23 protein-coding genes and 1 tRNA gene are annotated in these 26,041 nt (G+C 62.1%); 7 read left to right on the top strand and 17 right to left on the bottom strand.

Annotation, left to right across the window (positions count from 1 at the left end):
* Positions 1 to 371 precede the first annotated feature (371 nt).
* The 3 genes from AC4DF4_RS01680 (at position 372) to AC4DF4_RS01670 (ending at position 5,436) form a co-directional block, all read left to right on the top strand.
* Positions 372 to 4,037 (top strand): pilus assembly PilX family protein, encoded by a 3,666-nt coding sequence (locus tag AC4DF4_RS01680; RefSeq protein WP_490046376.1) that lies wholly within the window; start codon positions 372 to 374, stop codon positions 4,035 to 4,037.
* A 28-nt stretch (positions 4,038 to 4,065) separates the two neighbouring features.
* Positions 4,066 to 4,779 carry a hypothetical protein gene (locus AC4DF4_RS01675; RefSeq protein WP_490046375.1) on the top strand — a complete coding sequence of 238 codons (714 nt, stop codon included), beginning with the start codon at positions 4,066 to 4,068 and terminating at the stop codon, positions 4,777 to 4,779.
* A gap of 306 nt (positions 4,780 to 5,085) precedes the next feature.
* The gene (locus AC4DF4_RS01670; protein WP_490046374.1) at positions 5,086 to 5,436 is read left to right on the top strand and encodes a hypothetical protein; all 351 of its coding nucleotides are present in this window, start codon (positions 5,086 to 5,088) and stop codon (positions 5,434 to 5,436) included.
* A gap of 81 nt (positions 5,437 to 5,517) precedes the next feature.
* Here AC4DF4_RS01670 and trpA read toward each other — a convergent pair whose 3' ends face one another.
* The 17 genes from trpA to AC4DF4_RS01585 form a co-directional block, all read right to left on the bottom strand.
* A complete protein-coding gene (gene trpA, locus AC4DF4_RS01665) occupies positions 5,518 to 6,342 on the bottom strand; it encodes a tryptophan synthase subunit alpha (RefSeq protein ID WP_490046373.1) in 825 nt (274 codons plus the stop codon).
* Positions 6,343 to 6,380: 38 nt separating this feature from the next.
* Positions 6,381 to 8,534, bottom strand: a complete 2,154-nt coding sequence (locus AC4DF4_RS01660) for an AMP-binding protein (protein ID WP_490046372.1) — start codon at positions 8,532 to 8,534, stop codon at positions 6,381 to 6,383.
* A gap of 124 nt (positions 8,535 to 8,658) precedes the next feature.
* Positions 8,659 to 9,873: a sensor histidine kinase gene (locus AC4DF4_RS01655; RefSeq protein ID WP_490046371.1), complete on the bottom strand. Its 1,215-nt coding sequence runs from the start codon at positions 9,871 to 9,873 to the stop codon at positions 8,659 to 8,661.
* A complete protein-coding gene (locus AC4DF4_RS01650; RefSeq protein WP_490046370.1) occupies positions 9,870 to 10,553 on the bottom strand; it encodes a response regulator transcription factor in 684 nt (227 codons plus the stop codon). Before AC4DF4_RS01650 ends, AC4DF4_RS01655 begins: the two co-directional genes overlap by 4 nt.
* Positions 10,554 to 10,614: 61 nt before the next feature.
* A complete protein-coding gene (locus tag AC4DF4_RS01645) occupies positions 10,615 to 11,520 on the bottom strand; it encodes a DapH/DapD/GlmU-related protein (protein WP_490046369.1) in 906 nt (301 codons plus the stop codon).
* Positions 11,521 to 11,580: 60 nt separating this feature from the next.
* Positions 11,581 to 12,687, bottom strand: coding sequence for an Lrp/AsnC family transcriptional regulator (locus AC4DF4_RS01640; RefSeq protein WP_490046368.1), 1,107 nt, complete (start codon positions 12,685 to 12,687; stop codon positions 11,581 to 11,583).
* A 64-nt stretch (positions 12,688 to 12,751) separates the two neighbouring features.
* Positions 12,752 to 14,077: a CCA tRNA nucleotidyltransferase gene (locus AC4DF4_RS01635; protein ID WP_490046367.1), complete on the bottom strand. Its 1,326-nt coding sequence runs from the start codon at positions 14,075 to 14,077 to the stop codon at positions 12,752 to 12,754.
* Positions 14,078 to 14,146: 69 nt separating this feature from the next.
* A complete protein-coding gene (locus tag AC4DF4_RS01630; protein ID WP_490046366.1) occupies positions 14,147 to 15,019 on the bottom strand; it encodes a hypothetical protein in 873 nt (290 codons plus the stop codon).
* A gap of 48 nt (positions 15,020 to 15,067) precedes the next feature.
* Positions 15,068 to 15,433 carry a 30S ribosome-binding factor RbfA gene (gene rbfA / locus AC4DF4_RS01625; protein WP_490046365.1) on the bottom strand — a complete coding sequence of 122 codons (366 nt, stop codon included), beginning with the start codon at positions 15,431 to 15,433 and terminating at the stop codon, positions 15,068 to 15,070.
* 96 nt (positions 15,434 to 15,529) lie between these two features.
* Entirely contained in the window at positions 15,530 to 17,662 is a 2,133-nt protein-coding gene (infB, locus tag AC4DF4_RS01620; RefSeq protein WP_490046364.1) for a translation initiation factor IF-2, read from the bottom strand.
* Positions 17,663 to 17,718: 56 nt separating this feature from the next.
* Complete coding sequence (gene nusA, locus AC4DF4_RS01615; protein WP_490046363.1) at positions 17,719 to 19,005, bottom strand: transcription termination factor NusA; 1,287 nt, start codon at positions 19,003 to 19,005, stop codon at positions 17,719 to 17,721.
* 151 nt (positions 19,006 to 19,156) lie between these two features.
* Positions 19,157 to 19,624, bottom strand: coding sequence for a dihydrofolate reductase (locus AC4DF4_RS01610; RefSeq protein ID WP_490046362.1), 468 nt, complete (start codon positions 19,622 to 19,624; stop codon positions 19,157 to 19,159).
* A gap of 2 nt (positions 19,625 to 19,626) precedes the next feature.
* The gene (locus tag AC4DF4_RS01605; RefSeq protein WP_490046361.1) at positions 19,627 to 20,439 is read right to left on the bottom strand and encodes a thymidylate synthase; all 813 of its coding nucleotides are present in this window, start codon (positions 20,437 to 20,439) and stop codon (positions 19,627 to 19,629) included.
* Between the two features lie 129 nt (positions 20,440 to 20,568).
* The gene (locus tag AC4DF4_RS01600; protein ID WP_490046360.1) at positions 20,569 to 21,609 is read right to left on the bottom strand and encodes an agmatine deiminase family protein; all 1,041 of its coding nucleotides are present in this window, start codon (positions 21,607 to 21,609) and stop codon (positions 20,569 to 20,571) included.
* A 195-nt stretch (positions 21,610 to 21,804) separates the two neighbouring features.
* A tRNA-Lys gene (locus AC4DF4_RS01595) sits at positions 21,805 to 21,877 on the bottom strand.
* A gap of 109 nt (positions 21,878 to 21,986) precedes the next feature.
* Positions 21,987 to 22,814, bottom strand: a complete 828-nt coding sequence (locus AC4DF4_RS01590) for an RDD family protein (protein ID WP_490046359.1) — start codon at positions 22,812 to 22,814, stop codon at positions 21,987 to 21,989.
* 3 nt (positions 22,815 to 22,817) lie between these two features.
* Entirely contained in the window at positions 22,818 to 24,374 is a 1,557-nt protein-coding gene (locus tag AC4DF4_RS01585) for an ABC transporter permease (protein ID WP_490046358.1), read from the bottom strand.
* 146 nt (positions 24,375 to 24,520) lie between these two features.
* Here AC4DF4_RS01585 and AC4DF4_RS01580 point away from each other — a divergent pair, with 146 nt between their 5' ends.
* From AC4DF4_RS01580 to AC4DF4_RS01565, 4 genes are all read left to right on the top strand, one after another.
* A complete protein-coding gene (locus tag AC4DF4_RS01580; protein ID WP_490046357.1) occupies positions 24,521 to 24,775 on the top strand; it encodes a PEP-CTERM sorting domain-containing protein in 255 nt (84 codons plus the stop codon).
* 559 nt (positions 24,776 to 25,334) lie between these two features.
* On the top strand, positions 25,335 to 25,553 hold the full coding sequence (locus AC4DF4_RS01575) for a type II toxin-antitoxin system HicB family antitoxin (protein ID WP_490046356.1): 219 nt from the start codon (positions 25,335 to 25,337) through the stop codon (positions 25,551 to 25,553).
* A complete protein-coding gene (locus AC4DF4_RS01570; protein ID WP_490046355.1) occupies positions 25,531 to 25,752 on the top strand; it encodes a type II toxin-antitoxin system HicA family toxin in 222 nt (73 codons plus the stop codon). Before AC4DF4_RS01575 ends, AC4DF4_RS01570 begins: the two co-directional genes overlap by 23 nt.
* Positions 25,749 to 26,006, top strand: a complete 258-nt coding sequence (locus AC4DF4_RS01565; RefSeq protein ID WP_490046354.1) for a hypothetical protein — start codon at positions 25,749 to 25,751, stop codon at positions 26,004 to 26,006. The genes AC4DF4_RS01570 and AC4DF4_RS01565 overlap by 4 nt, the downstream gene beginning before the upstream one ends.
* The last annotated feature ends 35 nt before the right edge of the window (positions 26,007 to 26,041 follow it).

The raw sequence follows: 26,041 nt of genomic DNA, 5'->3' as shown, positions 1-26,041 counted from the left end.
CGCGGGCGCTGATCCTGGAGAAACTGGGCCGGGAGGACGAGGCCAAGGCGGCACGGCAAGCCGCCGCGATCCAGCCCGCACCGAGTCACATGAATCCCTACGAGATCTTCCATCAGAAGCTGGGCAAACTGCCAATCGTTCCGAACTGACAGAGATTGGCCGAGGTTACGAAAATACCACCTTAACCATGAAACGAAAAGCCGGACACACAGTGCGGAGTTCAAGGCGCGTGTTGCCTTGGAAGCCACCAAGGGTAATTTCCGCCCGGCCTTGGCTCCGCCCGGCCCTGGCTCCGCCAGGAGGACCACTTCTCCACCCCCAATTTCCCCCAGTCTCCGGCCACAAACACAAACGAGTGACTTCAGAATCGCATGAAACCTCAGATCCAGCGTTTCCCACCGACAACCCAAGGCTTCGCCCTGGTCGTCACACTTGCGCTGATGATTCTGCTCACGGTGATTGCGGTGGGCTTGCTGAGCCTCTCGGTGGTGTCGCTGCGTGTGTCGTCCCTGGGCGCGGCCCAGGCCGAGGCGCTGGCCAACGCCCGTCTGGCGCTCATGATCGCCATCGGCGAACTCCAAAAGGAAATGGGACCGGACATGCGGGTCAGCGCCGAAGCGGCGATTTTCGATACCGACAAGACGACCGAAAAGATCGAGGGCGTTCACCAGCCGCATTGGCTCGCGAGCTATAATTCCTGGGGCGGCTGGCTCAACGGAAGCTACAGTCCACCGGATTCTGCGAGTGGCCCGCTTACTATCGCCGCCACCTACACTCCGCAGCGGGAAAAAATGTTCCGGCGCTGGTTGTTGTCCCTGCCGGACAGTGTGAGCGGAAATGTCAGCGCTCCGGTCAATATCAGCGGCTGGGACGACAGCAATTCCGTGGTCCTGGTCGGCGAGGGCAGTCTGGGTGCCAGCGCCCAAACAAGTCCGGAACAAGTCACCCGCGCCTATCTGAACAAGGTCGGTGACACCGGCCGCAGCGCGTGGTGGATCGGCCCGGAGAACCACAAGGGTCGCATCGACATGGCCAAACAGCCACGCCCGCTGGGCAACGATGAGTGGGAATCCGCCCAAGGCAGCACCGCCGAAGTCGGCGTGGGAGCTCTGCCAGGGCTCGGCACTCTCGATGCAAACGCTGCTCTCGGCGACAAACTCTTTACCCTGCCCTCCCTCCGTCTCGCCGGGGTGGATGTCGGAATTGTGGGGAAGCATTTCTTCGACTTGACCGCAGCCAGCCGGGGCGTGCTGGCCAGCGTGCGCACCGGACATCTCAAGAAGGATCTGAGTCTGCTTTTCGAGAAACCCAAGGCTGACCTGCCCGATCCTTACCGCTTCGAGCCGGGCGATGTCCGTGAACCCTCGATCCGGCCCATGAGCCCGGAAATCTCGGGCAAAGCCGTGCTCTATGAGCGGCATTTCGCCCCATGGACCCGCATGCGGCATTTCTACCGGATGTACCGCCAGGACAGCGATGCGGAAGCGCGGACATACGCCAGTGGTGGAACAGATGGAACGGCTGGATTAAAATGGGAAGGTTTCAAGCCATATACGGACTGCAATATCAGCACCCATGCCGCCTCGTGGCGCGGCCAGGATACCTATGAGAGATTTCCGGTTCTCACCAGCATCACCTACATCGTGAGCCTGAAAACCGAATATTTGGCCAGCGGTGGGAAATATGACCTGAATTACGTCGCCTCTCCTGTCTGCGTGTATTGGAATCCCTACAACGTGGAGATGCGTGTGCCCGACAAGAAACTGGCGATGAGGTCTTATCTGGGACAGGTGCATACCATGGATGGGCAGTTCTTCCTCGGCGGCGCTTTCAATGGGGAAGTCGCGTTGCGGTTTGATGACGACTACGCGCGGATGATGTCGGGCAACGGTCAGGACATTGTCTTCAATCCCGGGGAGTTCCGGATCTTCTCTCCCGTGGGCTCCAGTCTTGTGGGGGGCGCCAAGTTGGACATGATGCCCGGGTTTGACCCCCAATCGTTTGGCGGGCTATACTCTGGGGTTGGTGCTTTCACGCCGGCGGAAAGCCCCAAGTTCCAGATGCGCTTCAGTAACAAAATCGACGGTTGGAAGCACAATTTCCGATCTGGCAATACCCCCGCCTCATTCGTTTTTTTGCAGTATTGGTCCCCCATCGGTGACAATAATGGCGGTAACTACACAATTCCGACGTTCAATCACCACGTCGACTGGTTCAACACATCGCAATTATACACGTCCATCTCTCCGCCAAATAACCCGGATCCCTGGGTTTTTGACGGCCAGCTTCGCCCGGTCGGTTATTTCCAGTTGGCAATCAAGGGAATCCATGATCACGACTATCCGAGCATCGGCTGGGAGCGGGACTGGCGCTGCCGGAACTGGATTCAAGCTCCGCCCTTTTTTCTGGGGAAAGGCCTCTACATGTCGGAAGATCCCACGATCGGCAACACCCAGCGGATCGATAGCCCTTACGAAATGCGATTCGGCCCTTTGGGCGGAGCGGGCAAGGATGTGGATGATATCATCCAACACGTGGGACGCAGTGCTTTGCTTGGACTGGGTGAAAAGATTACGGCCGCTCCCAGCCTTGAGTTGCCCACCGCTCCGATTGGCTGTCTCGCCGGTTTTGGAGCGATGCGAATCAATCCGGGCTGGGTGAACGTGGCCGTCCTGAACCCCAATTGGAAATTAGGAAGCGCCCCAGCCCCTAACAATGACAGCTCGGGCAACTCGCTTTATCGGGCGGAATCGAAGGCGACGGCATACCAAAGCGGTGTCACCGGACCCGGTATCGGCAACTCGTTCCTTCATCCCATGATCCCCCGAACCGATGTCTATCGTTACCTCAACAATTCGATCAGCATGGACATGAAAAACGTCCTGGATGTGAACGCCGGTTATACCAAGACCGACACGAAAGCTTACTGCGATTACTGGGATCATGTCCTGCTGCTCAACGACGCCCTTTGGGACGACTACTTCGTGTCCTCCCTCGCGGATCAGACGCGCCCCGGGGCATCCGTGAGCGCGAGCCTCGCCGAAAACCTGCAGAAGCTTGCGGGTGGCCAGGAGTTGGCGAATTCCCGCTACATGCCGTATTTCGGCGGCTCCACGCCCGCGGAGATCAAGGCGGATCTGCAAGCCACCGACGGCTACCTCAAGGCGGCGTCACACCTGATGGTGGACGGGATGTTCAACGTGAACAGCACCTCGGTGGACGCATGGCACGCGCTCTTCGCCGGGATCCGCGAGCGGCAGGTGATGTATCGGGACAAGAACGGCACGCTGAAACCGGTGGCGATCCCTTCCGGCAAACGCATCGCGATCTCCCGCTTCAACACCGCGACTACCGACCAGGAGGGGAACGATCCCGAATTCGGCGTCACGCGCGACGACGGGATGCAGGCGTGGTCCGGCGTGCGGTTTCTGGACGACGCGCAGCTGCGCAAGCTCGCCGAGGAATGCGTGAAACAGGTCAAGCGCCGCGGCCCGTTCCTGAACTTTTCCGAATTCATCAACCGCCGCCTCTCCGACGACGACCTGGGCACCATGGGGGCCTTGCAATCCGCGATCGACTACGACGATTCGAGTCCGCAGGCCGGCTCCATCAACTACGATTTCAAGAGCAATTCCGATTTCATGCTCAAGGCCAGTGATCTAGGGACCAACTACTTCTCCACCCCCGAAGCTGCGGTGGGCTCCCGCTTTGCCGGTATTCCAGGATACGTGATCCAGTCCGACCTTCTCAATCCCATCGCGAACACCCTCTCCGTGCGTGATGATACTTTCCGCATCCGCGCCTACGGCGATTCGCTCGACGCTAGCGGCAAGGTGGTTGCCCGCGCGTGGTGCGAGGCGATCGTCCAACGGATGCCTGAGTATTCCGACGAGAGCAACGCGCCGGAAATCCCCGCGCGCCTGATGAGCGAGCAGGGGAAGTTCGACGACAACAGCGAAATGTCCGCCGTCAACCGCCGCTTCGGCAGGAAATTCCGGATCGAGAGCTTCCGTTGGCTGAGCGGTTCCGAGATCTGACCGCCTCCTTTTCTCCATGCCATTCTCCATGCGAAAATTTCTCTTACCCCTGTGCTTCCTGCTCGCCGGTAGCCTGCCTCTCACGGCGCAATCCGATTCCGATGCGGAAAAACGCAAAGCTGCGGGTCGCTCCGCGTGGTTCGCATGCCTCGCCAAGCCGGAAGGGCTTGAGGATCCCCTCAAGATCCTGGCGGGAGGCGAGATCACCGAGCTTGAGCTGCCTGAATTCATGGCGAGCGAGGCGGTGAAGATCCCCGCCGATGGCATCCTCCGCATCGTCCGCCCCATCCCCGCTCCGGAGGATCCCGCGAAGACGAAATACCTCATTCTCGCCGAGGTGAAAATTCCCGAAAGCGTCCGCGAGGCGCTGGTGATCCTCGATCCCTTGCCCAAGCCCGAGGGCGACCTGCTCTTCCGCGCCAAGGTGCAGGATTTGGCGAACTTCAAAGGCGGAGACCGGCTCTACATCAACCTCAGCGACACGAACATCCGCGTCCGGCTGGGCAAGACGACCGTGCCCGTCGCGCCGGGGCAGGCGAACATCTACGAGTGCCCGAAGCTGCCCGCGCCGCAGAACATGCCGGTCATGTACGAGTTCTACCACCCCGTGCGGAAGGAATGGAAAATGCTGACGGCCTCGACCGTTGTGCTGAGGCCGACCCGCCGGGAGATTTGCGTATTCAATACCGGCACCCGCCCCGGGAACATCAGAAATCACAAGATCCTCTTCCCCGTGAAGTAGCGGCCCGTTGAGGCCTAACTCGAAAAGAGCTTGATGAAAAAATAAATAGCACGATGGTGGCGGCCTTGGTCGGCGTGAACATGCTTGGATTTAGCACTCCGGTCAGCGCTGAAGAGACTACGGCCCTGACCGCGCGTGGCGACACCTTCCGCATCCGCGCCTGCGGCGAAGCCGGGTCCGCTAACGGGACCAAGGTGACCGTGTGGTGCGAGGCGGTCGTCCAGCGCGTTCCCGAATATCTGGATGCCGCCGACCCGCCGTGGGCCGCTCCCACCCAACCCATCAACACACGCTTCGGCAGGCGTTATGAAATCCTCAGCTTCCGCTGGCGTGCTCAGCATCTGCGACAAGCCTCTGACCGTCGAGGGCAAGGTCACTCACCCCATCCGCGGAGCCATCGCCCGCAATTACATCGAGGCCAAGCCCGGTGGCGTCGCCACCCTCGATGCCGCCACCTTCACCGACACCGCGGGCACCCTCGACGTCACCAGCACCGCGAAAATCAACCTCGGCACCGACGACGCGGATGGCGACGGCTTCACCAACCTCCACGAGTTCCTCTTCGGAACCTCGCCCACCGCCGGCAACGGCGCGCTGGTGACCACCACGGCCAGCGGCTGCAAGCTGTTCTTCCGCGTCCAGGGCGTGGAGAACTGATCTTCTGTCGCGTCGCTCCGTGCCCGTGGCTAACAGGCCGCGCGGACTGCCAGAAGGATCTTGCAACGTCCCCCGACTGTCTCAGTCGGGGGATCCGGCTGAGACGGCCTCAACACCTTTGGCGGCGGCGATGAGCGGGGCGGTGAAATCGCGGACGGCCTGCGCGGCGTTGTCGGGATGGAGCTCGACTTGTTTGACGATGGCGGAGCCTACGATCACGCCGTCGGCGGCTTTCGCGACTTCCGCGGCTTGCTCCGGAGTGGTGATGCCGAAGCCGACGCAGACCGGGGTGTCGGTGAACTCGCGGATGGCGGCGACCTGCGCGCCGATGTTGGCGGAGGGCGCGCCGTGGGAGCCGGTGACGCCGGTGCGTGATAGAAGATAGATGAAGCCTTCCGACGACTGCGCGAGGATCTTCACGCGCTGCGGCGGGGTGGTCGGGGCGATCAGGCGGATGTGCTTGAGGCCCGCGCCGATGGCGAGGTCCTTGTTGAGCGCGGCCTCGTCGGGCGGGAGGTCGAGCAGGAGAATGCCGTCTGCCCCGGCGGCGGCGGCGTCGTGGTGGAAGGCTTCGAAGCCGTAGGTGAAAATGGGATTCAGATAGGTGAAGAGGACGATGGGCGTCTGGTGCGTCTCGCGGAAGCGGCGGATCAGCTCGATGGAGCGGGCGGTGCTCATGCCGGACTTGAGCGCGCGCTCGGCGGCCATCTGGTTGACGATGCCGTCTGCTAACGGATCTGAGAACGGCAGGCCGAGCTCGATGATGTCGGCACCGGCGTCGGCGAGGGACTTGATGATTTCAAGCGAGGTCTCGAAGTCCGGGTCACCGGCGGCGACGTAGGCGACGAAGGCTTTCTGTTGGGTATCGCGGAGGCGGGCGAAGGTGGAGTCGATGCGGTTTTGCATGAAGAATTTTGATCGATGAAAAAGGAGGGGCAGCCGTTTCAAGCATGCTGTTTCGCGAGGTTCTCGCAGGATTTGATGTCGAGTTTGCCGGAGGCGAGGACGGGGATTTCGGTGACGGGGATGATGCGCTTGGGGCACCAGAGCGAGGAGAGACCCTCGTCGAGGAGCTTGTAGCGGAGGTCGATGCATTCCTGTTCGAGCGCGGGCCCGGCGATGGTGGAGAGGAGCAGGATGGCCTCGCCTTTCTGTTCGTCGGGCACGCCGACGACGGCGATGCGTCGCTCGGCTTCGGAGTCGAGGCCGAGGACTTTGTTGACGGCGGCTTCGACGGTTTCGTGGGGGACCATTTCACCGGCGATCTTGGAGAAACGGGAGATGCGGCCCTCGATGTGGAGGAACCCGTCGTCATCGACGCGGCCGACGTCGCCGGTGCGGAACCAGCCGTCGGGCGTGAGGACCTCGGCGGTTTTTTTCGGGTCGCCGAGATAACCCGAGAACACGTTAGCGCCTTTGAACCAGATGATGCCCTGGCGGTTGACAGGGATTTCCCGGTCGGTGATCGGGTCGGTGATTTTGATGGCGAGGCCCGGCAGCATCTGGCCGACGGAGCCGTTGAGGGAGGAGGGGAGGGCGGTGGAATCGCGCTGCGGCAGGGGATCTGGCAGGTTGACGTTGGTGGCCGGGGATGTCTCCGTCAGGCCGTAGCCTTCCTGCGGGCGGATGCCGAATTTCTCCTCGAAGGCGGCGGCGAGCGACTGCGGGAGTTTCTCCGCGCCGGTGACGACGAGCTTGAGGGAGGAGAGCTGGGCGGGGTCGATGCGCTTCATGTAGCCGCGCAGGAAAGTGGGGGTGGAGAGGAAGATGTTGACCTGATGGAGGGCGATGAGCTCGGCGAGGCGCTTGGTTTCCAGCGGGCTCGGATAGGTGACGAGGTTGACGCCCTCGATGACGGGGAACCAGAGGGTGACGGTGCAGCCGAACGAGTGGAACAACGGCAGGCAGCCGAGGATGGCGGAGTTTTTCGGGAGGTCGAGGCGAGTGCCGAACTGGCAGACATTGGCCAGGATGTTGCGGTGGCTCAGGGCGACGCCCTTGGGCTCGCCGGAGGACCCGGAGGTGAACAGCAGCGTGGCCTCGTCGTCCCCGCGGCGCTGGTTCAGGCCAAGCAGCAGGCCGAGGACTTTGGCGGGCAGGATTTTGGAAACGAAGGCCCAGGTGACGATCTTCTTCTTGAGCGTGGGAAGGACGCGCTCGATGAATATCAGGTCGCGGTTAGGCGGCCATGGAAATGACGAGACCTTGCGGACGAACGGGTCGGCGGTGATGAAGCGATCGACATCGGCCTGACGGATGCAGGACTTGATGGCTTCGTGGCCGGCGGTGAAATTGAGGTTCACCGGGATTTTTCCGGCGAAGAGGACGGCGAGGTTGGCGACGAGTCCGCCCTTGCCGGGAGGCAGGACGATGGCGACGCGCGGCTTGTCGGTTTCCTTGCGGATGAATTTCGAAAGGGCGATGGCGGCGGCGAGGACCTTGTCGAATCTAACTTCCGAGTCGTCCGAGCCATCGAGAATCCGGTGTTTGGAGCCGTGTTTTTTGAGCCCTTCGAGGAGCGCCATCGCCAGCGAGCCTTTGAAGAGCGAGCGGCTGCTGTAGGCTTCCTCGCCCGCTTCCAACAGCGCTTGTTGATAGGCGGCGATGCCCGCGCTCTCGGCGGCGACGGGCTTTCCGATGGCGACGACCGCGGACGGGAGCGACGACTTGCGCTCGATGCAAAGGCCGGACTCGCGCGGGAAGTCGATGGCGACCGGCAGGATCGGCAGGCCGAACGCGCAGAGGGCCTGCAAGTGGGCTGCCGGGATGTGGCAGGCGGTGGCGTTGCGGGTGGTGGCGCGGCCGGGGACGAATATCAGGACGCCGCCGTCGGCGAGGTACGGTTTGAGCTGGGTTCCGGCGGCTTGGGGCGCGGCGTCGTCGGCGGCGAACATCGCGCCGGAGCCGGATTTCTGCAGGTGGCTGCGGAGGGCGGGGTCGTAGTGGGCGGTTTCCTCGACGAGCCAGGTGATTTTGCGCCCGGCGAAGAGTTTCTCGAAAGAGAGCAGGAGCTCGAAATCAAGCCGGCCGGGAATGACCAGAATGCCCGTCGCGGGAAGGCGCTCCTTATGAATGATCTGGATGGAAGCGGAAGACATTTGGGAAATGGGGTGGGGTGGACAGGCTCAAAGCCCGCGTCCGCGAGGATTTACGCGGATTTTTCCGGCGGTCGCACGGCAAATTTCCGAAAATCACGCGGGCCGACCCGATTGGATCGCGTCTCTAACCCCGCGCCTTGGGCACGGTGATGAGGAATTTGGTCTCGCTGCCGGGCACCGAGGTGACGCCGATGGTGCCGCCGTGGGCCTCGATGGCGCGCTTGACGATGGAGAGGCCGAGGCCGGTGCCTTTGATTTCCTGCTGCGAGTGATGTTTTTCCACCCGGAAGAAGCGCCGGAAAATGTGTGGCAGATCCGCGCTGGGAATGCCGACGCCGTTGTCGGAAACCCAGATGTCGATGGCGTCGCCGGCCGGTTCGCAACCGACTTCGACGCGCAGTCCGCTGTGGGGATTTTGTTTGAGCGCGTTTTCGACGAGGTTGAAAAGCACCTGCGTCCAATAAAAGCGGTCGCCGTGGATGACGAGTTCCGGATCCGGCAAGGTGACCGTGATCGCGGCGTTTTGATTTTGAATGACGGATTCGAGGCGCTCGAGGACGTCCTTGATGCAGGAGCCGAAACGGAATGGTTCGATTTTAAGCGCGTTCGCCTCGCCGGACTCGAGGCGTGAAATGACCAGCATGTCCTCGACGATGTGCGAGATGCGGTCCGCGTGTTTGCGCATGATCGTTAGAAACCGGCGGGCCATTTCGGGCTCTTCGATCATGTCGTCGTCGAGCAGGTTTTCCAGATAACCGTTGATGATGGCCAGCGGCGTGCGGAGCTCGTGGGAGGCGTTGGCGACGAAATCCTTGCGGACTTGTTCGAGTTGGTGTTCGGCAGTCACGTCGCGGATGATGACACGGGTGGTTGGGGAACCGCCGGGCGGGTTGGAGAGTTGGGCGGCGTCGATGATCCAGGCGTTGACGCCGCGGTTTTCGAGGTCGCCGCGCGGGGAGGTCTGTTGGGGAAGGACGACGCGGGATTGGACGGGCTCGCCGGTGGCAAGGCAACGGAGCAGGGCATCGGCGAGGCGGGGGTCGAGGAAAGCCTCGCTAACGGGGCGGTTGAGGAGCTCGCGGGCGCCGAAAAGGGCGCGCGCGGCTTCGTTGGCGAAGCGGATGTTGGCATCCGAATCGACGAGCACGAAGGCGTCGCCGAGGGCGTCGAGGAGGCGGTTGCGTTCATCGCGTGCTTGTTGGAGATCGAGTTCGAGGCGGAGCTTCCAGTCGTTGACTTCCGCTTCGGACTGCCTGCGCGAACTGCGGTGGCGCAGGGCGAGGATGGCCAGCGCGGCGAGCGCCGCTACCGTGGCGAAGATGGAGATTTCAGTGATCATGCGATGGCTTTCGCCACGCAATAGCCGATACCGCGCACGGTTTCAACCCAAGCCCCGTGAGGACCGAGTTTTTGGCGGAGCCGCTTCATGTGGGTGTCGAGTGTGCGGCTGTGGGCCGCGTCGCTGTAGCCCCAGACGCTGCGGAGGAGGTCGTTGCGGTCCTGCGCCTTGCCGGGGCGCTCGCAGAGAAATAACAGCAGTTTGAACTCGGTGGAAGTCAGCTCGGCGGGCTCGTTTTCCAGATAGAATTTCAACGAGTTTTTGTCGAAGCGAAACGGGCCGTAGCTGAAATCCACCGAGCCGGGGGGGGCGTCCACACGTTTGAGGATGGCTTGGACGCGCAGCATGAGTTCCTTCGGGCTGAAGGGTTTGGTCAGGTAGTCGTCGGCGCCGGCTTCGAGTCCCTGGATGCGGTCCTCGGTCTGCGCCCGCGCGGTGAGCATGATGACCGGGGTGTTGGCGGTGCGCGGGTCGCGGCGGAGTTCGCGGAAAACCGCGTAGCCATCGCGGCCGGGCAGCATGAGGTCGAGGAGGATCAAATCCGGCCGCTCGCGGAGGGCTAGCTCAGTTCCTTCGATGCCGTCATGGGCCTTGAGAATTTCATAGCCTGCGCGCTGGAGGTTGAAGCCGATCAGGTCGGCGATGTCGCGTTCGTCCTCAACGATTAGAATTCGATGCATTGCAGGAATAAACTAGCGTGCTGGCGGCGAGGTCACGAACCCATCGATTGTGACGATTTGGTCACAAAAGATCCTTGCTGATGTAACTGCCGGCCTGCGTGGTGCGGGCGATGCCGATTTTCACGCCGGCTTCGAGGGAGGTGTTGACCCCGGTGCGGACGCCGTCGCCGAGGATCGCGCCGAGCTTGAGGCGGCCGGTGTCGACGGGTTTCCCCTGAATCATCGAGACGTGGTGGCGGCCGTCGTGGCGGTGGTTCTCGGTGCAGGTTCCCGCGCCGAGGGTCACGTGGGTGCCGATGATGGAGTCGCCGACGTAGCACTGCCGGGAGATGTAGGTGTTGTTATAAATGATCGAGTTCTTCACCTCGGCGCCGTTTCCGACGTAGCAGTTCGCGCCGATGCTGGTGGCGCCGCGGATGTAGGCGTTCGGCCCGATCTGGCTGTTCGGGCCGATGACGACGGGGCCTTCGATGACCGTGCCGGGGAGGATGCGCGAGCCGTTGGCGAGGCGGATGCAGCCGCTCAGGCTTGCGAGCGGGCTGACGTCGCCGAGCAGCGAGGTTTCTTCCATCAGGGCGAGCACTTCCTCGTTCATCCGCAGCAGATCCCATGGATAGAGGACGGCAAAACAATTCGCTTCGGTGACGATTTTATCGGCGCAGTTTTCGGGGCGTTCGGTGCCTTTCCAAGCGAGAATGTTGCCATCGACATCGATGAGGCGCGCACTGAGCTGGTTGCTGCCCAAAGTCATCAGTGCGTTCACATCGAGCCAGTTATCAATCGGGATTCTGAGGGTGTGTTCGCCGACATCCCGGGGTTCTACGAGTTGCAGACCCGCCGCCCGGAGGTCCGCTTCGAGCAGATCCTTCATGGGAAGGTTGGCGATGAGACACGCGCCAAGATCTCGGTTGGACGTGATCGGGGCGCAGAGGGCGGGATTTCGCGGGGGTAGGATTGTTGCCTGCATGGGTTTACGAAATTGCATCATGATCCCCGCAGGGATCAAACGAAAATCTTGGGAATTTGCTCACTCCGCGTGCTTCGCGTGCCACTCGTGGTAAACCTTCGGCGAGATTTCGGAGGGTTTGATTTCCGAGCGGCCGCCCCAGAAGACGTTGGTGTAGGAAACGGGGATGCCGACAGCTTCGAGGTGGCGGTCGATGGCGGCCTTGTGCTCCAGCACGCGGGATTTTTCGGTGCCGTGGACGACGCCCATGATGTTGACGTCGCCGAACTGCGGGCCGCCCTCGCGCCAGTAGCAGTGGGTCATGCAGAAATGGCGGCCGACTTCCGCGCCGCCTTCGATTTCGCGGCCTTTCGGCACCGCCCAATGGAACAGCCCGTTGAAGCGGGTGACGCGCTCGCCGGTGGCGGACGGTTTGACGTGTTCGAGGAAGGTGGAGAAGCGGCCGATGACCTTTTTCGCGTTCAGTGTTTCGGCGACTTCACAAAAGCGGTCGAGCGAGACGCCGGCGATTTCCGCGCGCTTGTCCCACGGGTTTTCTGAAATCTCATCGAGCGTGAGCTCTTCCTTGAGCGCCAGCAGCACGTTCCATTCCTCCGCGGTCAGGTCGACGGCGGTGGTGGTCATCATGACCGCCTGCTCCTCGGTTTTGTCGCCGGGTTCGAGGGTTTTGCGGCGGGTGTGGCCGACGCCGAGGGCGAACACGCCGTTGGCCGGCATCAGCAGGTATTCGGTGGCGCCGGTCAGGCGGAGCAGGGCGGTGGCGTGGAAATCGAGCGATTCGCCGACGGGCACTTTGAGCGTCGTCCAGAGGCGGTAGCCCGAGCCGGAAACCTCGCCATCCGTCGAGCGGATGACCACGTGGCCGGAAAACGGATCTTCCTTGGCCATGAAATCAAACGCGGCATTGAGCTTTTCCTCCGGCAGTTTCCACGCGACCAAGGCGCCGTGCGCGAGCTTGGTGGAAAGCAGCGTCTGGCGGACCCGGCGGACCACGCCGGCCTCGACCATCGCGCGGATGCGCTCGAGCACCGTCTCCAGCGGCACCCCGGATTTCTCGGCGATCAGGTGAAACGGCTGGCGTTGGAATCCGGCGATCAGGTCTTCGGAGATCGCGAGGATCGAGGCGTTGACGGGATCGGAATGTTCGACGGGGATGGTGGGATTCATGAGTGGGAAAAGTGATGGGGCGGGTGGTGGCGTGCTGCGCTGATTTTACCGGATGTCTCGCGGATCATGCGGAAGTTTCGGCGGCGAGCGCCTTGAGGTAATCCAGAGCGGGCTCGCGATCAAGGATTCGTCCTTCGAGTTGCTCGGTTTGGATGGCTTCGAGGATTTCCTTGAAGCGCGGGCCGGGTTGCAGGCCGAGTTTGATGAGATCCTTGCCAGTAACGAGCGGCGGCGGAATCAGCGGCTCGGACGCGAACTCCTGCGCCTTCGCCTGCAGGAATTCGTAGTTGTCGGTGAACCCGTTCGACGACCCGCAATCCACCCGGTGCAGCTCCATTTCCTGCTGAAAGGTCGGCTCGGCCATGAAGCGCTTCAGTTTCGCCGTCCGCATTTTCTGGACGTTCATGAACTGCATGTGCCGTGCCACCATGGGGACGACGGCGGCGATGAGGTCGTTCGGATAGCGCAGGCGGCGGAGGATCGCGTCGGCCATTTCCGCGCCCATCGCGTCGTGGCCGTTGAAGCGGATTCGCCCGGCCTCGTCGTCGAAGGTCTGGCACGGCGGCTTGGCGATGTCGTGCAGCAGCACGGCGAGGCAAAGCTCCAGCGGCGCGTCCGCTTCGAGCATCTCCAACATGATGCAGGTGTGGGTGTAAACGTCGCCCTCCGGATGCCATTCCGGCGGTTGTTCGCAGCCGATGGTTTTCAAAAAATCCGGCACGATGTGGAGCATCAGCCCGGTTTCCACCAGCATCTCCACGCCCTTGCGGCGGCGCGGGCAGGTCAGGATCTTCGAGAACTCGTCGCGGATCCGCTCGGGCGAAATCCGGTCTAGCAGCGGCGCGCACTCGTGGATCGCCGCCAGCGTTTGCGGCTCGATTTCAAACCCCATCGTCGTCGAAAACCGCACCGCCCGCAGCAGTCGCAGCCCGTCCTCGGTGAAGCGGGCCACCGGATCGCCGATGGCCCGCAGCACGCCGGCGCGGAGGTCCGCCATGCCGCCGACGTAGTCGATCACCTCGCCGGCCTCGGGTCGTTCGAACAGCCCGTTGAGGGTGAAATCCCGGCGCTGGGCGTCTTCCTGCGGGGTTGAGAAAGTGACGGTTTCCGGCCGCCGCCCGTCCTTGTAGCTGCCGTCGGTGCGGAACGTCGCGATCTCGACGTGATGGCCCTTGTGCTTGGCGATGACCACGCCGAAATGCGCGCCCACCTCGTTCGCGCCGGGGAAAATCCCCAGCACTTCCGCAGGTGTCGCGGAGGTGGCGATGTCGTAGTCCTTCGGCTCCAGTCCTAGCAGTTTGTCGCGCACGCAGCCGCCGGCGAACAACGCCTGGTGCCCGGCCGCGGTCAGGCGGCGGGCGAGTTCAAGGGCGGCTTCGCGGGCAGGCATGTCCGGAGCATTGGTTTTCCCGGCGGCGCATTCAAGGCGGAACGAGAACGCGCCCAAGCCGCGCCGGAATCACTCGCCATACTCCGCCACTTCGGGCAGCAGGACGTCGAATTTCATGCCCTTGAGTTTCGCCCGGATCAGCGCGGGGAAATCGGCGGCATGGACTAACAAGCGAAGGGTTTTCCCACCCGTCGTGCGGGGGTCGTCGGTCACGCTGTCCACCTTCGCGCGGCTGACGGACTTCCCGTCCTCGGAGCGCACGGGGAGCGTGGTCTCGGTCACGGCGGCCGCGGCGAGCAGTGCGGGGACGGGGACTGAGATCATGTAGTCGTCGTCATTGCTGATCGTGAAAACATGGGTCGCGAAGTTGACCGCCTTGCCGGGTTCCACGACCACCTCGGAGACGATGCCGGCCACCGGAGCCCGCAGGAAGCGCTTCTCGTATTGGCGTTTCCAATATTCGTACTGGATCACTTGCGTCTTCTCGATGTCTAACTGGATTTCGTGGTTGCCTTGGTGCATCTGCTCCATGGCGGATGCCCAGTTCAGGCGGGATTCCTTCATTTCGCGCTTGTGCACCGCCTCCTCGGTTTCCTCGCGGGTCACCGCCCACGCCTCGGCCTGATGGCGGGCGGCTTCGACGTTGCTTTTGGATTCCATGGCGTGTCTTGCAAGGTCGAGTTGGAGCTTGGTGGCGTCCAGTTCCAGATGGCCGAGCACTTGGCCTTTTCCGACGGGGTCGCCGACCTTGACGGAGATTTCAACCATCACGCCCTGCGCCTCGGAGCGGACTTTCTCCACCACCCGCGAGGCGGCGCTGGATTTGAACAGCAGCATCTCGCCGGCCGGCGTCTTGAGAGGAATCTGGGCGCGCACGGTGGCCGGCAGGTTGCAGGCGATCACGAGCACGGCCGTTGCCAGCTGGAATTCAGGTCGTTTCATCCTGCACGGGATACGGAGCCCGCTGCCGGAATCTTTCGCAACCGGGGGTCAGGCCTGCTGGACGTCTTCTTCCGGGGCCTTCGGAATCTTGTCCACCTCTTCGAGGAGGTTGACGATTTCCACGCCGCGGACCGCGGAGGCATCGTGGTGGAAGCGGAGAACCGGCGTGGATTTGAGGACCACGCGCTTCATGACCTTGGACTGGATGGCACCGTGGTCCTTGTTCAATTTCGTAATCACGGAGTTGGCCTCGCCGCCGAGCACGCCGATCCAGACTTTGCCCTCTTTCAAATCCTGCGTGACCTCGACATCGCTAACGGTCACCAGGCGGTTGTGCCATTCGTAGTCTTTCTGAATGACGTTGCCGATTTCGCGGCGGAGGAGTTCGTTGACTCGATCAAGACGGCGGGACATGGGGATAAGTTAAAGTGATCAGTGATCAGTGATCAGATGAAGAGCAATGAATCAGGGATGTTTCCTGATCACTGTTCACTGATCACTCGGCACTTCTTAGAGCGTTTGTGCGTATTTCTCGAGTTTGTAGCACTCGATGATGTCGCCTTCCTGATACTCGTTGAACTCGCCGAGACGGATGCCGCATTCGAAGTTGGTGCGGACTTCCTCGACCTCGTCTTTGAAGCGGCGGAGCGTGGACATCCGGCCGTCGAAAACCGGGATGCCGCCGCGGATGACGCGGGCGTGGGCCTTGCGGTGGATGCGGCCGTCGGTGACGAACGAGCCAGCGACGCGGCCGCGGTTGAGTTTGAAAATCTGGCGGACTTCGGCGTGGCCGATGACGGTCTCGCGGGTGAGCGGTTCCAACAGACCGAGCATGGCCTCGCGGACCTGGTCGATGAGTTCGTAAACGACCGAGTAGAGTTTGATGTCGACGTTGGCGGCCTTGGCGGATTTCACTGCCTTAGCTTCCACCTTGACGTTGAAGCCGAGGATGATCGCATCGGTGGAGGCGGCGTAGGAAATGTCCGACTCGGTGATCGGGCCGGCGGCGGCGGTGATGAACGAGGTCTCGACCTTGTCGGACTTGATGTCGAGCACGGCCTTCCTGATTGCCTCGACGGAGCCTTGCACGTCGCATTTGAGGATCAGCTTGAGCTGGGCCTTGCCGCCGCCGTCGCGGACCATCGAGTAGAGGTCCTCCATCCGGTTGCGGTGCTGCGGTTTGAGGCGGACGAGTCGCTGCGCTTCCTGGCGTTCGTTGGCGAGGGCTTTCGCCTCGCGCTCGGTTTTCATCTCGGTGAGATGGTCGCCGACGTTGGGAAGTTCTTCAAAGCCGATGACCTCCACCGGCATGCCGGGGTGGGCGGACTTGATGGCCACGCCTCTGTCGTTAATGAGCGAGCGAACCTTGCCGGCGTAGGGGCCGCAGATGAAGGGAGTGCCGACCTTGAGCGTGCCGGACTCGACGATGACCGTGGCGGTGGTGCCGCGGCCGGGAACCACGCGGGCCTCGATGACAGCGGCGCGGGCGGTGGCTTTTGGATTGGCCTTGAGCTCGAGCACTTCGGCTTGGAGCGCGATGAGTTCCAGCAGCGTTTCCATGCCCTTGCCGGTCACTGCGGAAACCTCGGCGAACTCGGTGTCGCCACCAAAGTCGGTGGTTTGCAGGCCGTTCTCGGCGAGTTGGGATTTCACCCGGTCCACGTTGGCAGACGGAAGGTCGCACTTGTTGATGGCGACAATGATGGTCTTCTTCGCTTTCTTGGCGTGTTTGATCGCCTCGATCGTTTGCGGCATGATCCCGTCATTGGCGGCGACAACCAGCACGACGATGTCGGTGATGTCCGCGCCGCGAGCCCGCATGTCGGAGAAAATGGCGTGGCCGGGAGTGTCGAGGAAGGTGATTTCCTGGTCGTTGTGGATGACCTGATAGGCTCCGATGTGCTGGGTGATGCCACCCGCTTCGCCGGAGACGACCTTGGACTTGCGGAAGAAGTCGAGGATCGAGGTTTTGCCGTGGTCCACGTGGCCCATGATCGTGACGATGGGCGGGCGGTATTTGAGCAAATCGACGGGTTCCTCGACGACGATTTCCGGCTCTTTGATGACGACGACTTCCTTGTGGACGCCCTTGTCCTTGTCGCGCTTTTCGCGTTCGAAAACGAAGCCGTGGATTTCACAAATCTTGGCGGCGATCTCAGGCTCAAGCGGCTGGTTCGGAGCCGGGAAGACGCCGATCTTGATCAGGTCCGCCATGATGTTGAACGGCTTCAGCCCGAGGCGGGCGGCCAAGGCTGGAACCAGGATCGGGGGCTTGATGACGATCAGCTTCGGATCGTCGGAAACTTCTTCGGCAGTGCTGTGAGCGACGGCTTCAACTGCGACCGGGGCGGGAGCCGCGACGACCTCCGCTTCCTTGGCGACGGTTGGTTCCTCGGCGTCGAGGATTTTGGAAATCGTTCCGAGGACGGCCTTGCCGGTGCGGGTGCTCTTGCGGACTTTCGGCTTTTTCTCCTCGGCGAAGAGATCGAGCGCGTTGGCTTTTTGGGCGTCGAGGACGCTCGGAGCTGGCGGGACGACTTCTGCCTCCTTGCGCTGGCGCTCGCGGCGCGAAGGTTTCTTGGTTGCTTCGAGAAGATCGAGAACCTTGGTTTTCTTGGGAGAGCTGTCGCTATTTTCGGGCATCCGGCTTTGCAGAGTTCGTGGAAGAGTTGAAGTGGGAATAATGGGCAGGTGGGAAATCAGTCGTTAGAGGCGGCGGCGGCGGTGCCGCTGACGATGCCGTGAGCGCGAACGAGGATCGCCTCGGCGGCTTCCTCGGTGATCTCAAGCGCGGCGGCGATGTAGTCGGCCGGCATGTCGATCACCATCTCGGGGTTGAAACCGCCGGCAAGGGTGAGCTTGCCTGCCAGTTCGTCGGTGATGCCAAGTTGGTCGGCGAGCGTGTGGGCGGCGCCACCGATTTTTTCTTTGAATTGTTCTTCCTTCGACTCGTCGCGGCGGACTTGGACGTCCCAGCCCATCAGGCGGGAGGAGAGGCGGGCGTTCTGGCCCTTGCGGCCGATGGCTTTGCTGAGGTCGGCCTCATCGACGGTGACGTGAACCACGTGGTTTGCCTCGTCCACGGTGATCGAGCGGAGTTCCGCAGGCTTGAGCGCCTCGCGGACGAATTCCTTCGGGTCCTCGCTCCAGCGGATGATGTCGACCTTCTCGTTGTTGAGTTCGCGGACGATGTTTTTGACGCGGGCGCCGCGCATGCCGACGCAGGCACCGACAGGATCGACCTTCGGGTCGCTGCTCCAGACGGCGACTTTGGTGCGGAATCCGGCTTCGCGGGCGATGCCGCGGATTTCCACGGTGTGGTCGGAAATTTCGTTCACCTCGGCTTCGAACAGACGGCGGACGAAGTTCGGGTGGCTGCGGGAAAGGATGATTTCCGGGCCGCGGCCTTCGTTTTCGACGGCGAGCACGTAGCAACGGATGCGGTCGCCGATGTTGTAGTCCTCGCCCTGCACGCGTTCGCGGTTCGGCATGATGCCCTCGAACTTGCCGAGGTCGATCATCACGTCGTTGCGCTCGAAGCGGCGGACGGTGCCGGAAACCACGTCGCCGGCGCGGTCCTTGAATTCCTCGTAAATCATTTCCTTCTCCGCCTGGCGGAGGCGCTGCATCATCGTCTGCTTGGCGGTCTGCACGGCGATGCGGCCGAAATCCTTGGGCGTGACGTTGAATTCCTGGATCTCGCCGACCTGGGCTTCAGGGTTTTTCTTGATCGCTGTGGAAAGGGGGACTTCGTTGAATTTGTCCGAGTAGTCCTCATCGGCCACCACGGTGAGCAAGGCAAAAATCCGGGTTTCGCCCTTCTTGGTGTTCACCTCGGCACGCAGCGTTTCGATGGCATCGGCGCCGGGAACCATCTTGCGGTAGGCGGAAATGAAGGCGAACTCCAGCGCGGCGACGACCTTGTCTCGGTCGATGCCTTTTTCCTTTTCGTAATACTCAATGAGGGCGACGATATCGTTGGTCATAACTGGCGTTGTCTGCGATCGCGCTGCTGATGTCCGGAGACGCAAAAGAGTGGGTGCGAGACCCACTCCTTTCTTTCGTCAGAAGCTGTGCCGGGACTATTAATGCAGAGGAATTTGAGTTGCAAGCCGAAACTCGGCAGCAAAGCCCGGCTCAGCGGAAGTGCCGCCGCACCTCGAACGCGGCGTGCGTTTCCAAAATCTCCGACTGTGGGAATCCGGATTCAAATTCCGGCAGGCGGGTGTCGCCCGGGTGGCTTTCGAAAACGTGACTGACCAGCAGATCATCCAGCAGCGGCAGAAACGCCGCGTAGATTTCCGAGCCGCCGATGATGAAGACCTGGCCCTCGATTCCCGGCAGCGTTTCGAGTTCCTCGGGCCGGTGGATCACCTCCACGCCCTCGGCCGACCAGTTTGGATCGCGGGTCAGCACGATGTTCCGGCGCTTCGGCAGCGGGCGGCCGATGGATTCGTAGGTTTTCCGGCCCATCACGATCGGGTGGCCGGAGGTGGTCCGTTTGAAAAACGCGAGATCCTCCGGCAAATGCCAAGGCAGCGTTCCGGCCCGGCCGATCACGCGATCCGGGGTCATCGCGACGATGGCGGTCAGGCGGATGCTCATTTTCAAATGGCGACAGGGGCCTTGATGTGCGGGTGCGGATCGTAATTCTCCAAACGGATGTCGTCGATGGTGAACGCGTCGATGTCCCTCACGTCCGGGTTCAGCCACAAGCTCGGCAAGGCGCGCGGCTCGCGGGAGAGCTGGAGTTCAGTCTGCACCAGGTGATTCGAATAAAGGTGGAGATCGCCGAAGGTGTGGACGAAATCCCGCGCCTCGTAGTTGCAGACGTGGGCGACCATTTTCGTCAGCAAGGCGTAGGACGCGATGTTGAAGGGGACTCCGAGAAACAAATCCGCGCTGCGTTGATAGAGCTGGCACGAGAGGCCGGGGCGGCCGCCGTCAGTCGGTTCGTGGACATAAAATTGAAACAGCAAGTGGCAGGGCGGCAGCGCCATCTGATGGATTTGCCCGACGTTCCAGGCGGACACGATGTGCCGCCGCGAGTGCGGATTTCCCAGCAAGCCGTCGATCAGCAGGTGGATCTGGTCGATCGTCCGGCCCTCCGGCGTGGGCCAGGCGCGCCATTGTTTGCCGTAAACCGGGCCGAGCTCGCCCTCGGCGTCCGCCCATTCGTCCCAGATCGTCACGCCGTTTTCCTTCAGATAGCGGGTGTTGGTTTCCCCGCGGAGGAACCATAACAGCTCGTGGATGATCGAGCGCAGGTGCAGCTTCTTCGTCGTCACGCAGGGAAATCCCTGGCGCAGATCATAGCGCGCCTGCCGTCCGAAAACCGAAATCGTCCCCGTGCCCGTCCGGTCGGAGCGCTCCTCGCCGTTCTCCAGCACGTCGCGCATCAAATCAAGGTAAGCCTTCATGCCACCGATCAAGCCACGGACTGAGCTCGTCACGCAAGGACGAAGGGATTCCGCCGAAAGATACCCGCGGATGCGCCAACGTAGTCCAAGGCTTCGGTTGGGCTATGTTTGAAGAGGACGAGTCGGTCATCAGGCGGGTTGCTGCTGCGAAATGCAGTGCAGCGTGCCGCCTTCTTCCACGAGGTCGAGGCAGTCGATGCCGGTGATCTCGCGGTCCGGGAACAACTCGCGGATCATGCCGAGCGCGCGGTCGTCGTTTTTGAGTTGGCGGAAGGTGGGGACTAACACGCCGCCGTTGACGATGAGGAAATTCACGTAGGACGCGGGCAGCACGGGGAGCCGCCAGCCGGCGACTTCGCAGGCCTCGGGCAGGGGGATTTCCAGGACGTCGAAGGCGCGTCCGTTTGGCCCGGTGAAGGCGCGCAGGCGGCTGAGGTTTTCGCCGAGGATTTGTTGGTTAGCCCCGCCGGGGTCGATGCAGGCGAGGAGGGTTTGTGGATCGACGAATCTGGCGAGGTCGTCGATGTGGCCGTCGGTGTCGTCGCCCTCGATGCCTTGTTTGAGCCAGAGGATTTCCGAAACGCCGAGGCCGTCGCGGAGGCGTTGTTCGATCTGCTCGCGGCTGAGGTTGGGGTTCCGGTTGGGATTGAGCAACACCGCCTCGGTGGTGAGGAGCTGGCCGGCACCGTTGATTTCAATGGCCCCGCCTTCGAGGATCATGCCGCCCTTGAAACAGCGCTTGCCGAGCGATGCGGCGATGCGGCCGGGGATGGCGTTGTCCTGATCCCACGGCGGGAATTTCCCGCCCCAGGCGTTGAACCCCCAGTCCGTCACCGCCACCTCGCCCGTCTCGGCGTGCTTCACGAAAATCGGCCCGTGGTCGCGGCACCAGACGTCGTTGTGGGGGTGGTCGAAAAGCTGCACCCGCTCCGGCACGGCTTTCGCCCGGTTGCAGGCGGCGGCGATGGCGGCGTGGTCCGCGCCCGGCGCGTTGATCCGCACCGGTTCGAAGCGCGAAATGGCGGCGGCGATCTCGGCGAATTTCGCCCGGATCATTTCCCGCTTGGCCCCGCCCCAATGGCGCGGATCCTCCACCGGCCAGGAAAGCCACACCGCTTCCTGGGGCGACCATTCGGGGGGCATCGAAAATCCAGCGGCGGCAGCGGTCATGCGTGGAAGATGCACGGAGTTTGGCGGTGGAATCCAGCTTTCATTCCTGCCAACCCGGCAAAAGCGAGCGGCGGTTTGGCATGGTCTCCGCGCGCAAACGCGGGAAGCAACGCACGGTTTGATTCACACACGGCATTCCTCAAATGTGAGGTGAAGCTGGAACGGCTTGAAGTCGCAAGCGTGTGATGAAGGAAGTACGAGGACTGGGACTCGAACCCAGGACCAATTGATTAAAAGCCAACTGCTCTACCAACTGAGCTATCCTCGCCTTCATTTCCCGCATGCGGGGGCGGGACGAATAAAAGCGGATGGCGGGGTTGGCAAGCTGATTTTTGGAAAGACCGGCACTTTTATGGAGCTTGCGGGGCGGGGAGCGGTTAGGGCTCCTTGGACCGCTCCGGCAGATGCCAGGGCGGGTTTTTCTCGTATTGCTCCTTGAGGGAGGGGAACGATTTCCCGGCCATTTCGAACAGGTAGGGTGAAACGACGATCATCTGCAACTGGAGCGCGCCGGCGAACAGGACGACGAGCGCGACGAGGCGGAAGGGGCTCAGCGGGCTGGCGATGACCTGGTGGCCGCCGCTGTGATCCCAGAGGGGCGCTCCGAGGCGTTTGGCGGTGAACAGGCTGAGGGCCTGGCAAAAGACCGCGAGCAGGCCCCAGCCGAAGCCGACGCCGCTGAACATGACGCGCAGGGAGCGGCGGATGGCGGCGGCGAGATCAAGCGGCGTGCCGTCTTTGTTAGTGACTTGGAGGCCGAGCAGCCATTTCCCCGGAGTGGTGCCGAATTTGTGGATGAGCAGGGCTTCGAGGGCGAACCACGGCACGCACTGGAAGAACATCACCCACGGATTGAGAAGGGCGGCTTCGATGTCCTGGCCGACGGCCCACATGGCGAGCCACCAAAAACCGGAGTAGAGATAGAGATCGAACCAGCGGGCCCAGAAACGCCTGCCATAGACGGCTTTTCGGGGCAGCGGCGGCGGGAGGATTTGACCCGGAGGGTTTTCGGGGGGGCTGGGAATGGCGGCCAGTTCGAATTCGCGGGTGAAGAGGTCGATTTCAATAAGAGGCTTCCATGCGTCGAGCCCTTCGTGCCAGGCGGGCGTGGTGGCGGGCAACTCGCCGGTTTCGATTTTCCGGCGGATTTCGAAATCGTGGATGGGGCCGGCTTTCTCGCCGTTGCGAATGATCCAGATGTCCATGAGTTAGAGGTTGCGCAGGGATTTGGCCGCGTCGCTGCGGGCGGCAAAGAAGGCGGGAACGAGCGCGGCGAGCGAGCAGAGGATGAAGGCCATGAGGGCGAAAACAGCCTGCTCGAGCGGGTTGTTATGGGCAGGCAGGATGGTGAAGCCGGTGAACGAGGCGGCGAAGGGATCGAAGCCGATGCCGCGGAGGACGGCTTGGATTTCCCCGCGGAAATGGATGACCACGCGGCCGAGTCCGACGCCGAGGATGGCGCCGAGCGTGCCGAGGATCATCCCCTGATAGAGGAAGACGCGGACGATCTGGCCGGGTGCCGCGCCGAGGGCTTTCATGACGCCGATTTCCCTCCGCTTCTGGATGGTGACGGTGAACATGACGGCCATCATCGAGAAGGCGGAGATGAGAATGATGAAGGAGAGCATGAAATACATCATGCCGCGCTGTTGCTCGATGAGGGAAAAAAAGGACTGGTATTGCTGGCCCCAGGTGAGGAGCGACCAGTCGTCTCCGAGCGTCTGGCGGGCCTCGGCGGCGAAGGTTTCCGCGTTGTAGGGATCGTCGAGACGCAGCGCGATTCCTTGCACGGCCTGGCCGAGTCCTGCGAGATCCTGGGCGAGGGGGAGGGGGACGAAAAGGTCGGGCGTCACGGCCATCTGCGAGGCTTGATAGACACCGGTGACTTCGGCTTCTTTCGGCAGGACCACGCTTTTGAGGCCTTTGAGCGTCTCGCCGTCCATCTTCCCGGCGTCGGTGGTGTTGAGGTCGGCGATGGCTTTTTCGATTTCGGATTTGGCCTCGGCGGTGAAGCGGAAGATCTGGGCGGTGTCGTCCTTTTCCGAGGAATCCATGGCGATGAGAATGCTGGCGAGGAGCTCGTGCTCGGGTTCGCGGATGTCTTCGGCGAGGATGGTTTCGAACGCGGCGTAGGTCTCGCGGTAGGCACCGAAGGGGAGTGTGAATTTCTCGCCGTCGGACTGCCACGCGCTGGCGAGGGTGGTGGTGTTGGTTTTCCACGCCTCGGCGAAGGCCTCGCGCACGGGCGGGTTTTCCGTGGCTTTGTAGGCGCGCATGACTTCCTCGAAATTGCGGGTGGAGTAGAGCCGGAGCTTGTCGCCCACGCTGAGCTGGAGCTGCTCGGCGAGGATCGAGGAAATGATCACGCGGTCGTCGATCCCGAGATCGGCCGTGGAGGCGGGATGGTTTTCGAGATCGAGCATCTTGGCGATGCCCGCGACTTGAGCGGGGTCCGAGGTGTCGATGCCGCGGAACAGGACCGGACGCTGCCAGGACTGGACGTCGACGATGACGTTGTCCGAGACGTAGGCGGTGGCGGATTCGACGTGGGGAAGTGTCTTCGCTTTCGCGGCGGCGGCCGCCCAATCGGTCATCCGGCCATCCGGCGAGTTGCCGGTTTGGTTCAGCAGGACGTGGGGGGTGAAGCCTAGCAGGCGTTCCTTGACGTTGCGCTCCAAGCCGGAGTAAACGGCCATGACGACCACCAGCACCAGCACGCCGAGCATCACGCCGAGCAGCGAGATCAGGCTGAACGAGGACAGCATGGAGCGGCGGGGATTGAGATACCGCCGGGCGAGGAGAAGGCTGAAGGAACGTCGTTTGATGCCGTTTGCTAAACCGTGACGGGCTTGGGGGCAAGCGCGAGTGACGAAAGAATCCTCTTGTCGCCCGGTGCTGATCCCGCACGAAATTGGCGCATCAGCCCCCTGTTTCTGGGGTCAGTTTCTGGGGTCAACCCTCGCAGCGTAACATTTTTCCATCAAGGAAGGCGCATTTGTTCTACTGCGGGGACCCTAAAGACTTGCTCTCCTCGTTTCGCAACTACGGCGACCCCACGGGCGAGTTCGGCAGCATCGGGTTCCGTGTCGCCAGTGTCCCTGAACCAACGTCGATGCTCCTGTCGATGTTGACCAGCGTGGTGATGTTCGCCCGCCGAAAGCGTTAGTTCTCCCCTTTGATCCTTTGTCCCTTTGTCCTTTTGAATGAGGAGGGTGGACACTCCTGTCCACCAAGCCAATGAGGTGCTTTGTAGCGGCGGTCTGTGACCGTCGATTGCGCATGAAGAGCGCCTTCGCTCTTTATCATTGGCTGCGACGCTCATAGAGACGCCGCTACAAACCCTTCCGCCGCAGGCGGACGAAATTTTTTCCTGAAAAATGAAACAACCTGCCAATGACGCGCCACTGGTCCTCGTCAAGTGGTATGCCTACGCCAAGTGGGTTCTGGAACGCGTGGTAGGGCCGGGCGGCCTCGCCCCGCCCTGACTGCCCCCGAGGGTGAAATGCGCCCGCAAAGGCCATGGATTAGAGCATTTCTTTCGCTCTTCGCCCGCGATTCATTGGCACCGCCATTCGGCGGAAAAGTGGGCGGACCGGGCCGGATCCGCCCTACCTCTTGCAATTCGAGTTCAGCGCCCTCCAGCTCAACGAATGCGGCCGGATGGTCGGCGGCTGGTTGAAAAGCCGGACCTCGACAAATCCTCCATGCTGATTCACATTCCCCCCATGATTTTCAGTGCCGTCATTACCGAAGCCGAAGAAGGCGGCTACGTGGCCTTCAATCCCGAAACGGGAACCACCACGCAGGGCGAGACCTTTGATGAGGCCGTAAGCAATCTGCGCGAGGCCACTGAGCTGTATCTGGAGGTTTTCCCCATGAAGTCGAAGGCACCTGCGGTCTTAACCTGTTTTGAAGTTTCCCATGCCCAAGTTGCCGGTTGTTAGAGTGAGGGAATGCAGCAAGGCGTTCGGGAAGCTCGGCTTTGAGGAAGCCCGCCAACGCGGCAGCCGTGTGGTGATGAAGCGGGATGAGGCCGGTTGCGTGGTGCCCATGCATGCCGAGATCAAAATCGGCACGCTTTCCGGCATCCTGAAACAGGCGGGCGTGAGCGTGGAGGAATTCATCGAGGCGCTGGGAAGGTGAAATCCAACAACAACCTCCATCCGCAAGTCTGCTCGCTGGAAAACGTAATGGCTGCCGCCCGCGCCGCGATGCAGGGGAAAATGAGCGGCCACGCCGCCGCCCGCTTCCACGCCCGCTGGGAAATGCACGCCGTGCGCCTGCATGAGGAGCTCACCGCAGGCACTTGGCAGCCAGGAAAACACACCTACTTGTTAGGACGACGTGGGGTTCCGAGTCGCCAGGCCCTTGAGGGTGCGTTGCCTTCCCATCGGTGAGATCATGGTGGCTTGACCGTCGCCATGCGGTGCCG

The sequence above is a fragment of the Luteolibacter sp. genome, from assembly GCF_058122085.1.
Note: the sequence above shows the minus strand (reverse complement) of the source record. Positions and strands in the feature narration are given on the sequence as shown.